Origin of the sequence: Aquimarina spongiae (genome assembly GCF_900141785.1) — a bacterium.
In the GTDB taxonomy this organism is placed as follows: Bacteria; Bacteroidota; Bacteroidia; order Flavobacteriales; family Flavobacteriaceae; genus Aquimarina; species Aquimarina spongiae.
On the sequence record NZ_FQYP01000003.1, the window covers coordinates 378,875 to 391,727 of the forward strand.

Here is a 12,853-nt window from a genome sequence, read left to right on the forward strand (position 1 = left end):
AAAAATATCAAAAACTACTGATTTCCAACACCTTGAAACACTCTTCAAGAATATCAAAACTCTCTCTTCATTATCTAAAAGACCGTATTATTCGTTTTTTTACCCCAAATCATGACTTTTTATAACTTTTAGATATCATCACAGTATCAAAAAAACGACAATATCTATCGTATGTGACAACTCTTTGGTAGCATCAAAAAGAATACCCAAAGAATTTACGTTCAAAAATGATTTTTTGAATTCATTTGATGATGCTTCAATCCGATTAAAAATTTATCTTTGCTACCTTAATTTTCTAAAGAATACTTTTTTAAAAGAGTATTCGAAGAGCATTTAATTACAAGAAATCAGATTACAATGAAACATACTAAAGTAATAGAGGTACTACAAAGTGATAAACTATTACAGCCGGTAATGGTAAAAGGCTGGGTTCGTTCTTTTCGTAACGATCGTTTTATAGCGATCAATGATGGATCAACTATTAATAATATTCAGTGTGTTTTAGAAGACAATACGGTTGAAGCTGCAATCCAAAATAGAATAACTATTGGTGCTGCAGTATCGATCACAGGAACTTTGGTAGAAAGCCAGGGTAAAGGACAGCGTGTAGAGATTCAGGTTTCAGAATTAGAAATTGAAGGTGATGCGGATCCAGAAGAATTAAAGCTTACGATTCTTTCACCAAAACGTCACTCTCTGGAAAAACTAAGAGAACAAGCGCACTTAAGAGTACGCACCAATACTTTTGGTGCCATTATGCGTATGCGATCTAAGTTATCTTTTGCGGTGCACGAGTATTTTCAGAAAAATGATTTTTATTATGTACATACTCCGGTAATTACAGGAAGTGATGCTGAAGGAGCTGGTGAAGCTTTTAAGGTAACCAATTTTGATCTTAAAAACGTTCCGCAAACTGAAGATGGTGAAATAGATTACAAACAAGACTTTTTTGGACGCGAAACTAATCTTACCGTTTCTGGTCAGCTAGAGGCAGAAACCTATGCCATGGGATTGGGACAAGTGTATACTTTTGGCCCAACTTTTAGAGCAGAAAACTCGAACACCTCAAGACACCTTGCAGAGTTTTGGATGATCGAGCCAGAAGTAGCTTTTTGTGATCTAGACGGAAACATGGATTTGGCGGAAGATTTTATCAAATATATCATTCAATATGTATTGGATAACTGCCAGGATGATTTAGCATTTCTAGAAAATCGATTAGTACAGGAAGACAAACAAAAGCCTCAGGCCGAACGTGCAGAAATGTTGCTTAGAGACAAATTAAAATTTGTTTTGGAGAACAACTTCAAGAGAGTGAGTTATACAGAAGCTATTGAAATACTTCAAAACTCTAAACCCAACAAAAAGAAGAAATTCAAATTTCCGATTGATGGATGGGGAGCAGATTTACAGAGTGAACATGAGAGATACTTGGTTGAAAAGCATTTTAAATGTCCTGTGATTTTGTTTGATTATCCCGCCGACATCAAAGCATTTTACATGCGTTTAAACGAAGATGGAAAGACGGTAAGAGCTATGGATATTTTGTTTCCAGGTATCGGTGAGATGGTAGGAGGATCTCAGCGAGAAGAACGTTTGGACGTCTTAAAAGAAAAAATGGCTGCTCTGGATATTCCTGAAGAAGAACTATGGTGGTATCTAGATACTCGCCGATTCGGAACCTGTGTACATAGTGGATTTGGACTTGGTTTTGAACGTATGGTTCAATTTGTTACAGGTATGGGTAATATTAGAGATGTTATCCCTTACCCAAGAACTCCACTTAATGCGGAGTTCTAAAAAGCTAGGGAAAGCTACAACATTAACATAAACACCAATAATTATAGCGCATTATTGGTGTTTATCATATCTATTCTCTTTTTCATTTTCTCCTCCTGAACGTGGTTGAAGTGTTTTCTTGATTGTTTATCCAATGTTGTGCTCATAATATTTACGGTTTCATCGTCGTGAAACAATCCAAGAGCATGACCAATTTCGTGTGGGCTTGTAGAAGTAAATAGGTTCTCATAGGTTAACAATACTCTCTGGCTTCTTCCCATTCCAGCTATTCCAATAATATTTGATCTTTTGATGATATAAATATTCAATTTGTCTTTTTCATAAGAATCTGCACATTGCATAAAAAATGTACTTGGTTCACCACCTCTATTATCTCTTAAATCATATAACTCATCATTTACCAAGGATTGTGATTGCGCTAATTCTAGACCAATACCGTATTTGTGAAAGTAATATCCATTTAGATATTCAAAAAACTCTGCTTCATCCAGGTGATAGTCTGATTGATGAATAGAAGTCTCTGATTCTACGTAGAACAAATTAACTTTGATTACTTTTTCAGGATTTTCTATCAACATAAAGTTAGAAATATCCTCTGGGTGTGTATCTTCTTCATTAGCTTCGCAAGAAGACATTATAAGTATATAAAAAGAAAGTAACATCCATTTAAAAAATAAAGGCAATATTTTTTCTGAAATGATGTACTTATTTAATTCTAAAAAACTTAATCTAATTGTTGTAAAAAAATTCTTAGGGTAACCGATTTTTCTTGTAGCTTTCATTCGTAATGTATTTGGGATGCTTCAATCTTTGAAGCTTTTTGTTAAACTATTCTTCCAGGGGCGCAGAAGATTTTTTTAACATTTTGACGAAAAGCTTATCTACTTGAGTACGATGATTTTATGTGTGTTAAATCGATTTATTTAAAATTAGAAATTCCCTTTCAAAAATGGATACGGAAAAACCGTAATATATTTATGTTATTGCTTTAAAACCTTTCCATTCACCGATAGATATTGGTATTTCGGCGAAATGTTAATTTTTTTGAAGAAAGAAAATACGCACGAAAATTGAGGATTTCCATACTATTTTGTAAGAAATTATTGCAAAACAAGGGGAAAATCCCCCCTTATCGATAGATCACAGTCATCACAAAAATCGATGAATAGTAGACACTTAAACGCTAAAAACGTCAATTCTAAAGAATTAGCTCAAAAAAAATGATCAAAAACAACACTTAATCGAAGTTTTAATTGTAATGTTTTTTCAATAAAATTTCTGAGATCAGATCTTTTATGATAAGATCATCTGGGTCTGGTTTCTTGATTTGATTTTTTGCTCTCTTTATCTTTTCGTAGTGAGGCATTTTTCCGGTTTCTGTCAAAAACTTAAGAACTTCTTCAAAAAAACCGTTTAAGATTGGAAAGACATATTTACTAGTTTCATTCTTCTCTTTAAGATGAATAAACTTTTTGGTGTACGCCAAAAAAACTTGAGGATACTGTGCAAAAGTCATCAATGCTTCACAAAAGCTTTGATATACTTCTTCGCGAGTAAGGAGATTTTTAAATTTTAATTTCGACTGATCAATATATTTAATAGTATATAGTAGAATACTTTCCCGAATAAAAGTACTGTAGTCATTTTTGGAATAGTAATATACTTCCATACCAATGTTGGTGTTTACTACCAATACTTCTTCTCCTATACTTTCTTTGAGAAAAGCTTCAAAAATGGCTACCGCAGAAGATGACATTAGTAATCTTCTACGCAAATCTGTAGTGCGAATATTGACAGATTTAATACTATATGTACTATTAGTAGTATTCAAAAACTAAGTATTTAGCTCGGCTATTTCTAAGCCTTGATCTTTTGCATGCATAGCTGCGGTATATCCTTTATTATCTTTTGCATTGATATCGGCACCATTATCTATCAACAATTTTACGATATCCTTATGACCAAAAGTAGCCGCATAAATAAGCGCTGTAGCTTCATTATAATTCTTTGCATTTACATCTCCTCCCGCTTCAATTAATAACTTGGCTATAGTATAGTACCCTTTAAAACACACCCCCATTAGAGCAGTATTTCCTGAGGCATCCTGAGTATTGATATTTGGTTGATGACTCAACACAATTTTGGTAACATCCTCATTACCATAATATGTAGCAAGTAGTAAAGGTGTAGATCCTCTTTGATCTTTTGTATTTACCAAATTTGGATCTTGATCTAAAATTGATTGTACAGTATTTGTATTTCCTGTACGGATTGCATTAAAAATATCTTCCATGTAGTATCGCTATAATTTAGTACTCATTTCTAAAAGCAGGTGGTAACTCAAAAAGCCCCACCTGCTAAATTTACTACTTTATATGATTAAAACTTATGCTAAATCAAAACGATCTAATTCCATTACTTTGTGCCAAGCCGCAACAAAATGATTTACGAACTTCTTCTCAGCATCAGAAGAGCCATATACTTCTGCAATGGCACGTAGTTCTGTGTTTGAACCAAATATAAGATCCACACGTGTTCCAGTCCATTTTACTTCACCAGTTCTACGATCTTTTCCTTCAAATACTTCTTGTGCATCCGAGGTAGCACTCCAAGTCGTACTTAGATCTAATAAATTCGTAAAGAAATCATTGGTAAGCGCATCCGTTCTTTTGGTAAACACACCGTGTGTAGAACCGTCAAAATTGGTATTCAACACTCGTAGCCCTCCTACTAATACCGTCATTTCTGGAGACGTTAGCGTTAACAATTGAGCTTTGTCTACTAACATTTCTTCTGCAGAGATTTGATAATTTCCTTTGATATAATTACGGAAACCATCAGCTCTTGGCTCTAAAACAGCAAAGGATTCTACATCTGTTTGTATTTGTGCAGCATCTCCTCTTCCCGGGGTAAACGGTACAGTTACATTATGCCCTGCATTTTTTGCCGCTTGTTCTACCCCCGCATTTCCTGCAATAACTATCAAATCTGCCAAAGAAACTTGCTTATCAGATTGTCCGCTATTAAATTCATCTTTAACGCGTCCAAGTATATCCAATACTTTAGCAAGTTGAGTCGGGTTATTTACTTCCCAATCTTTTTGAGGAGCTAACTGTATACGAGCTCCATTGGCTCCACCACGCTTATCAGAACCTCTAAAGGTCGACGCTGATGCCCAAGCTGTACTTACTAATTCTGAAATAGATAATCCTGAGGCTAAGATATTTGCTTTCAAACCTGCCACATCTTGATCATTTACTAAAGTATGGGTGCCAGTAGGAATCGGATCTTGCCAAATTAATTCTTCCTGCGGAACTTCTGGCCCTAAATAACGAGATACAGGCCCCATATCTCTGTGTGTTAACTTATACCATGCACGAGCGAAAGCATCTGCAAACTCCTCTGGATTATTTTGAAAATGTTTTGAGATTTTGATGTATTCCGGATCTGTTCTTAATGCCATATCTGCAGTTGTCATCATCAGATCCTGAGATTTTGAAGCATCATGTGCCATCGGTGCTTTTCTTGCGGCAGAAGCTTCCGTAGGCTTCCATTGATGTGCTCCAGCTGGGCTTTTTGTCAATTCCCATTCGTATCCAAAAAGAACATCAAAATAATCGTGATCCCATTTGGTTGGATTTGGTGTCCAAGCACCTTCTATACCACTAGTAATTGTATCATCACCATGACCACTACCAAAGGTATTTTTCCATCCTAAACTCTGCTCCTCTATACTTGCCCCCGCTGGTTCTCTTCCTACATACTTATCTGGATCTGCAGCTCCATGAGCTTTTCCAAAGGTATGTCCACCGGCTACAAGAGCAACAGTTTCATAATCATTCATGGCCATACGTCCAAAGGTTTCGCGAATATCTCTACCCGATGCCATTGGATCAGGATTTCCATTTGGACCTTCTGGATTCACATAGATCAATCCCATTTGAACCGCTCCCAGAGGATTTTCAAGTTCTCTATCTCCTTCATATCTTTTATCTCCCAACCATTCTGTTTCTGATCCCCAGTAAATATCTTCTTCTGGTTCCCATATATCTTCTCTACCTCCTGCAAAACCAAAGGTCTGGAAACCCATAGATTCTAATGCACAATTCCCTGCCAAAATCATAAGGTCTGCCCAGGATATTTTCTTTCCATATTTTTGTTTGATTGGCCAAAGTAGCAATCTAGCTTTGTCGAGGTTTCCATTATCAGGCCAACTATTCAAAGGCGCGAAACGTTGTGTTCCTGAACCTCCTCCACCTCTACCATCAGAGATTCTATAAGTACCCGCACTATGCCAAGCCATACGTATAAAAAGAGGACCATAGTGCCCGTAATCTGCCGGCCACCAATCCTGAGAATCAGTCATCAATGTGTAAAGATCTTTCTTAACTGCCTCTAAATCCAATGACTTAAATTCGTCAGCATAATCAAATGCTTCCTCCATAGGATTAGATAATGAAGAATGTTGACGGAGGATATTCAACTTCAATTGATTTGGCCACCAATCCCTGTTCGACGTTCCTCCACCAGCACCTTCTTTGTGGGCACCGTTTAGAAAAGGACACATACTAGCATCCAATCCATTAGAATTCGATCCATGAGGATTCGTGGTTTTAAGACTGTTATTTTCCATTGCAGATAAATTAAGATTAAATGATTATTGTTGTAATTCTTTTCAAATTTATGATAATTGATTCTTATTGTATTTTACATTTCAATATAAAAAATCTATAATAGTATTCAATAACATTATAAATCCAATCGACATATTCCTCACTTTTCTTGGTTATACCTTACCAATAAATAAATTCTATACGATCATAAAATAGGCCGTACCATTCGCTATCGAGGTTCAAAAAAGTACCAATAAACACTTTGGATAATAACATTCTAGGATCAACGCATTGCAATCGAATTGCCGTTGGCGAACCCAAGAGAAGGACAATCAAACTGTTGAAGATTGTATAGTTTTGTGTGAATTAAGTACACTTAAAGATACTTGATATTTCACACAAAATCAACTATATAAATTGATTGTGATAATTTTAAAATAATGAAAATCTATACGACTATGAGAGTCGTTCCCTCATTTTTTGAAGTTGCTGCTCGATGATCAATAACTTATCCTCAACATCATCCCCAAACTCTGGAATTCTCCGGTAAAAAACATAGCGAACTCTCCACATTTCCTTAATTTCAGATATCGGATACTCTTCATCTTCTATATTTTTATGATCTGCTCTAAGCACAGCACTTTCTTTAGTTATGTATAGTCGTCGAAAAACAATCTTGTCATCCACCAAGACAAATACCAAGGTACCTGTATTCAATTTCTTAATTACCGTAGAAGGAACCTTTTCTCCTATAATAATATCCTTAGGATAAAAGCCTTTGTCGTGTGAAGTCATTTCTAAATTACTTACCGTATATCCTCTAAACTCCTTTGCGGGATTAACCGGTAATTGAATAGTTGGTAACTCTTTGATAAAAGTTTCTTTATCATATAAATTAATATACTCGTTCAGGTTATTGTCGGTAATACATGGTATGTATGCAAATTGCTCTCGTTTTGCATCCGCGGCATACGTAGTAAGGTCACCTTTGAACTTTAATAATTGATTTACGGTGAGCTCATTGGTGAGTAAATCATCTATTTGTATGCTAAAATAGTTAGCAATTTTAATTATAGTTTCTATTTTAGGCTCACTTCTGCCTTCCTCATAGGCTCCCAAAGTCCCTCTTTTCAGGTCAAACAGCTCTGCAAACGCCTGTTGACTCAATCCTTTTACACCTCGAATTTTTTTTATGTTTTTTCCAAAAAAAGACATTTTTGCTAATTTTATTTGCAATTATCGAAAATTGTTGTACATTTACACTAACAATATTAGCTAATATCTTTGAAAAAAGCTAATTTTAGTAGAAATACTTTTGTATTTCTTTTCATTTACGGAAAACTCGGGGGAGTATACTAAAATTTTTAGCAGGACAATTAATTTATTAACTTTAAAAACATCATACCCATGGTATCCCTAGTAATTTATCTAGCTGAATTAGCTAGTAATATTGCCGAAAATTTATGTGACTTTTTGTAATATTGGTATCTATCGCACTATCAAACTATTTCATTAATAAGTCCATAAACAAACATCAAATGCAAGATCATTTTCAAACTATAAAAGATTACTTACTAAAACTGAACTATAATATCACCTACGAGAACAAGATCGAGGGTATTATAATGGTTAGTAAGGAAAATGAAGGAATCAAAAATATGATTCTTGGAGTTGCTCCTCCTATATTGATTATGGAGCAACATATTTTTAATATTAAAAACAGAAACGAAGTCGTTTATAAGAATCTACTTCAAAAAAATCGAGATATTGTGCATGGAGCTTTTGTACTGGATGAAACTGGTGATAAAGTAATTTTCAGAGACACATTACAGGTAGAAAATCTTGATCTTAATGAGCTCGAAGGTTCACTCAATTCATTAGGATTGTTATTAAGCGAATATTCTGAACAGATTATAAATTTTTCAAAATACTAAGACAATGAATTTTTTTAAAAGATTATTTAAGATAGGAGAAGCCGAAGCAAATTCTGCAATTGATAAAATGGAAGATCCTATCAAAATGACAGAACAAGGCATTAGAGATATGAAAACAGATCTAGAAAAAAGCTTGGAAGCACTTGCTCAAGTAAAAGCTTTGGCTATACGCGCAAAAAATGAAACTGAAGAATTTGCTGCAAAAGCCGAAGATTATCAACAAAAAGCAATGCTTATCCTAAAAAAAGCACAGAGTGGTGACTTGGAGACTACAGAAGCTGATCGTTTGGCAAAAGAAGCCCTTATCAAAAAAGAAGAATCACTGAAACAGGTGACCCGTACCAAATCAGAATCTGATAAATTTGACAAATCGGTAACTCAATTAGAAAAAAATGTTGACGAGATCAAAAAGAACATCAGCAAATGGGAAAATGAACTAAAAACCCTGAAAGCTCGTGTTAAAGTTTCTAAAGCCACAAAAAATGTAAACAAGCAGATGGCTGAGATCGATAGTTCAAGTACGGTTTCAATGCTAGAGCGCATGAAGGATAAAGTAAACCAGGAAGAAGCACTTGCAGAAGCGTATGGAGATATTGCCAATACGGCAAAAACCATTGACGAAGAAATCGACAAAGCTGTTGACCTTACAGAAACTAATGCCGAAGATGATCTGGCGAAATTAAAAGAGCAATTAGGTATGAAAGACAAGGATGCTTAATTACCTCTAATACAAACCTAAAACAACATACCCATGATTATATCAACTACAGAGACTGTACCCAATAAAGAGATATCACAAATAGTAGGTATCGCCAGAGGAAGTACAGTACGAGCAAGAAACATCGGGAGAGATGTTTTTGCCGGACTCAAAAATATAGTGGGTGGAGAAATTGAAGAATATACAAAGCTTCAAGCCCACTCTCGTGAGCAAGCAATGCAACGTATGATACAAGATGCAGAAAAAATTGGTGCCGATGGGGTAATAAATATCAGATTTACGACATCAATGGTTATGCAAGGAGCTTCAGAAATATTAGCATATGGTACGGCGGTGAAATTCAAATAAAAAATTCATGTCATGGAAACTGTTTTTATATTCGTACACGCGATGATTTGGACTGGAGTTTTGGCGACGCTCATCTATCTTGTTTTTCGTAGAATTCGATTATACAAAAAAGAGAATTTCGAAAAAAGGGATAATTAACTAATGACTAACTAATAACACTAACCTTTTGAAAGAATTATTTGACATAGCAATTTCGATAGTCAATCTACCGTTGACCATACTGTTTGGGTTACTCATACTCTACTGGTTGCTCACTACCTTAACAGGTTTAGACTTGGATTTCTTTGATGCCGATATTGATTTGGATATCGATGCAGATGCAGATGTTGATGTGGATGTTGAAACAGATTTTGATGCCAGAAGCAATCTGGATATTCCTGAAATATCCAATACCGAAGTAAAAAAAGAAGATGTAATACGAAGAAGAGGAAAGCTGAATTTCTTTCAGATATTTTTGATCTACTTTAACTTTGTAGGATTGCCATTTATGTTCACTTTTTCATTTTTTGTATTGTTCTGGTGGGCAATAACAATGGCGGGGACTTCTATCACGCATAGTTATGACAATGATTTTGGGTTCATTTTCTTTTTTGGAGGGATCCTACCCGCCTTATTTTTAACCAAAATTTTTACAACACCGTTTAAAAAATTCTTTACAAATTTCAATAATAAAGGAGAAAGTGCGCTCGATTTGTTAGGAAGACAAGGCGTTTTACAAAGCACAATTTCGGGAGATAAAATTTCTACCCTCGAGATAAAAATTCAGTCCGACCCGATAAAGGTGATGGTACAATCCAAAGATGGTATTGAAATTCCTGCAAATGCAAGAGTAGAAATCGTAAATCAAGTCAAAAACAAACAACTTTATATTATTCAACAACTAAATTATTAAAGCAATTATGAGCAATTTAGCAAACATAGCTATTATCGTAGTAGTAGCATTAGTACTCTTGATAGTACTGTATTTTATAATCATTGCCATTTTCTATAGAAAAATTCCTCAAGGGGAATCACTTGTGCGCACAGGTTTTGGTGGAACAGCAGTTGCCTTCGACAAAGGTCTATATGTAATCCCAGTGCTACACAAAGTAGAAATCATGGATATTTCGATCAAGAAAATCGAAATAGAACGTACCGGGGTAAACGGATTGATCTGTAAGGATAACATTAGAGCAGATATCAAAGTAGCCTTTTTTGTTCGGGTGAATAAATCGGTAGAAGATATTATCAATGTAGCACAAACTATTGGTTGTAATCGTGCTTCTGAAATAGATACTTTGCGTAGTCTTTTTGATGCTAAATTCTCTGAAGCTTTAAAAACAGTAGGTAAAAAGTTTGAGTTCGTAGAGTTGTATGAAGCCCGAAGAGAATTTCGAGATGAAATTGTAAACATTATTGGTACCGACCTAAATGGATACATATTAGACGACTGTGCCATCGATGATTTGGAGCAAACTTCACTAAGTGTGATGAAAGCCGATAACATTCTGGATGCAGAAGGAATCAAAAAGATTACAGAATTGACCGCTGCTCAAAACATAAAGTCGAATCTGATCAAACGAGACGAAGAAAAAATAATTCGTAAACAAGATGTAGAAGCTCGTGAAGCTATTCTTGAATTGGATAAACAATTAGCAGAAAAAGAAGAACAACAAAAACGTGAAATTGCCAATATTAAGGCTCGTGAAGAAGCAGAAACTTTAAAAGTATCTGAAGAAGAGCGACTAAAATCTGAAACCGCACGCATTTCTACAGAAGAAAAAGTAAAAGTGGCCGAAGAGAACATGCAGCGCCAGATCATTGTTGCTGCCAAAAACAAGCAACGTACCGATGCTGTAGAAACCGAAAGAGTGGAAAAAGATAGAATGCTGGAAGCCACAGAACGCGAAAGAATTGTTACGTTGGCACAGATTGAAAAGGAAAAAGTAGTAGAGGTAGAAAAGAAGAATATTCAAGATGTGATTCGCGATCGAGTAATGCTCGAAAAAGGCGTAGTACAAGAGCAAGAGAATATGAAAGATATCGAAGCCTTCAAAACTGCGGATCGTGATAAGCAAGTAAAAATTACTATTGCCGAAGCAACTGCTCAAGAGGATCTGATCAAAACAATAAAAGCCGCTGAAGCACAGAAAGAAGCTGCAAAACAAAAAGCAGAGGAAATCAATATTGAAGCGCAAGCCAAAAAAGAAGCTAGTGAAAAAGAAGCCGAAGCACGTAAAACACTTGCCGAAGCTCAAGCCAAAGAAGAAGCTACCTTGGGTATGTCTGAAGCACAAGTAATGCACGCCAAGGCAGATGCCAGAGAACGTGAAGGATTAGTAGAAGCCAACGTTATCGAAAAAACTGCAAAAGCAGAAGCCGCAGGTATCCAGGCAAAAGCAGAAGCGATCCGTGAAGAAGGATTGGCTGAAGCTGAAGTGATCAAAGAGAAAGCACTTGCTGATGCCGCAGGAATTGAAGAAAAAGCAGAAGCAATGAAGAAACTTGACGGTGTTGGTAAAGAGCATGAAGAGTTCAAACTACGCTTAGACAAAGAGTTACAAGTAGACTTGGCTCATATCAATATCCAGAAAGAAATTGCAGATGCACAAGCCGAAGTTATCGGAGAAGCACTGAAAGCTGCCAATATCGATATCGTAGGTGGTGAAACCATGTTCTTTGAGCAAATTATGGGACAAATCACCAAGGCTAAAGGATTTGACAGACTAGTACAACATTCTGATAATATACAAGATGTAAAAGATGCGATCCTGGGGAGTGAAGATGTAAAAGGAAATTTGTTGGAAAAAGTGAAAGAATTTGCAACAAAATACGGCATCTCTTCAGAGGATATCAAGAACCTAACGATCGCAAATTTATTGTTAGAACTAAAACAGAAAACAACCGATCCAGACGAAAACAATTTGTTTACCAACTTGTTTAATCTAGCCAATGGTTTAGGGCTTTCTGACAAAAAACTGAAGTAATCGCAATGATCAGCACAATAGCTAGCAACGGTTTCTAGTCATACTATGAAAAAGATCACAACCATTTTATTAAACCCATAAAAGGCTTCCCATTCCGGGAAGACCGGGATGGGAATTGTTTAACTTTTAAAAGGTTTATATATGGGAATAGCAGCAATGATTACTTCGATCAAATTTAATGATCGAAGAACCAAAAGAGAAGCTTTCAAAGGATGGTCCTCTGCGAATACCGAAAGTCAAGGCATTAAAAAAGAACCGGTTTCAGAAGAAGTTTTACAACAAATAAGAGATAGAGCAAAACGGCAACAAAAGAAAGCAAATATTAGAAACAGTATCATTTTAGTAGTAAGTATTATAGCTACTGTTATCTTTATCAAACTCTTGTTTAATTATTATTCTGAAAATTTCATAGGAATCACTGATGCGTTTTTGTATAAATAATTAGAAAGACAAAGGTATAGACCCCTCAGAATT

Annotated in this window: 12 protein-coding genes; 7 read left to right on the forward strand and 5 right to left on the reverse strand. The window is 35.5% G+C overall.

From position 1 onward, the window contains the following. Nucleotides 1–357: 357 nt before the first annotated feature. Entirely contained in the window at nucleotides 358–1,800 is a 1,443-nt protein-coding gene (gene asnS / locus BUE24_RS09055) for an asparagine--tRNA ligase (RefSeq protein ID WP_073315674.1), read from the forward strand. A 41-nt stretch (nucleotides 1,801–1,841) separates the two neighbouring features. Here asnS and BUE24_RS09060 read toward each other — a convergent pair whose 3' ends face one another. The 5 genes from BUE24_RS09060 to BUE24_RS09080 form a co-directional block, all read right to left on the reverse strand. Then, the gene (locus BUE24_RS09060) at nucleotides 1,842–2,582 is read right to left on the reverse strand and encodes a matrixin family metalloprotease (protein WP_073315675.1); all 741 of its coding nucleotides are present in this window, start codon (nucleotides 2,580–2,582) and stop codon (nucleotides 1,842–1,844) included. A 467-nt stretch (nucleotides 2,583–3,049) separates the two neighbouring features. After that, nucleotides 3,050–3,631 (reverse strand): hypothetical protein, encoded by a 582-nt coding sequence (locus tag BUE24_RS09065; RefSeq protein ID WP_073315676.1) that lies wholly within the window; start codon nucleotides 3,629–3,631, stop codon nucleotides 3,050–3,052. 3 nt (nucleotides 3,632–3,634) lie between these two features. Then, the gene (locus BUE24_RS09070; RefSeq protein WP_073315677.1) at nucleotides 3,635–4,093 is read right to left on the reverse strand and encodes an ankyrin repeat domain-containing protein; all 459 of its coding nucleotides are present in this window, start codon (nucleotides 4,091–4,093) and stop codon (nucleotides 3,635–3,637) included. Nucleotides 4,094–4,186: 93 nt separating this feature from the next. Next, on the reverse strand, nucleotides 4,187–6,433 hold the full coding sequence (gene katG, locus BUE24_RS09075; RefSeq protein ID WP_073315678.1) for a catalase/peroxidase HPI: 2,247 nt from the start codon (nucleotides 6,431–6,433) through the stop codon (nucleotides 4,187–4,189). 436 nt (nucleotides 6,434–6,869) lie between these two features. Continuing rightward, on the reverse strand, nucleotides 6,870–7,628 hold the full coding sequence (locus BUE24_RS09080) for a helix-turn-helix domain-containing protein (RefSeq protein WP_073315679.1): 759 nt from the start codon (nucleotides 7,626–7,628) through the stop codon (nucleotides 6,870–6,872). Between the two features lie 323 nt (nucleotides 7,629–7,951). Between BUE24_RS09080 and BUE24_RS09085 the strand changes: the two genes are divergently transcribed. From BUE24_RS09085 to BUE24_RS09110, 6 genes are all read left to right on the forward strand, one after another. Beyond that, complete coding sequence (locus BUE24_RS09085; protein ID WP_073315680.1) at nucleotides 7,952–8,347, forward strand: type III secretion system chaperone family protein; 396 nt, start codon at nucleotides 7,952–7,954, stop codon at nucleotides 8,345–8,347. Between the two features lie 4 nt (nucleotides 8,348–8,351). Continuing rightward, the gene (locus tag BUE24_RS09090) at nucleotides 8,352–9,065 is read left to right on the forward strand and encodes a PspA/IM30 family protein (protein ID WP_073315681.1); all 714 of its coding nucleotides are present in this window, start codon (nucleotides 8,352–8,354) and stop codon (nucleotides 9,063–9,065) included. Nucleotides 9,066–9,098: 33 nt separating this feature from the next. Next, nucleotides 9,099–9,413 carry a YbjQ family protein gene (locus BUE24_RS09095; protein WP_073315682.1) on the forward strand — a complete coding sequence of 105 codons (315 nt, stop codon included), beginning with the start codon at nucleotides 9,099–9,101 and terminating at the stop codon, nucleotides 9,411–9,413. Nucleotides 9,414–9,579: 166 nt separating this feature from the next. Beyond that, on the forward strand, nucleotides 9,580–10,305 hold the full coding sequence (locus tag BUE24_RS09100; RefSeq protein ID WP_073315683.1) for a hypothetical protein: 726 nt from the start codon (nucleotides 9,580–9,582) through the stop codon (nucleotides 10,303–10,305). Nucleotides 10,306–10,312: 7 nt separating this feature from the next. Then, a complete protein-coding gene (locus tag BUE24_RS09105) occupies nucleotides 10,313–12,379 on the forward strand; it encodes a flotillin family protein (protein WP_073315684.1) in 2,067 nt (688 codons plus the stop codon). Between the two features lie 141 nt (nucleotides 12,380–12,520). Beyond that, the gene (locus tag BUE24_RS09110; protein ID WP_073315685.1) at nucleotides 12,521–12,820 is read left to right on the forward strand and encodes a hypothetical protein; all 300 of its coding nucleotides are present in this window, start codon (nucleotides 12,521–12,523) and stop codon (nucleotides 12,818–12,820) included. Nucleotides 12,821–12,853: the final 33 nt, after the last annotated feature.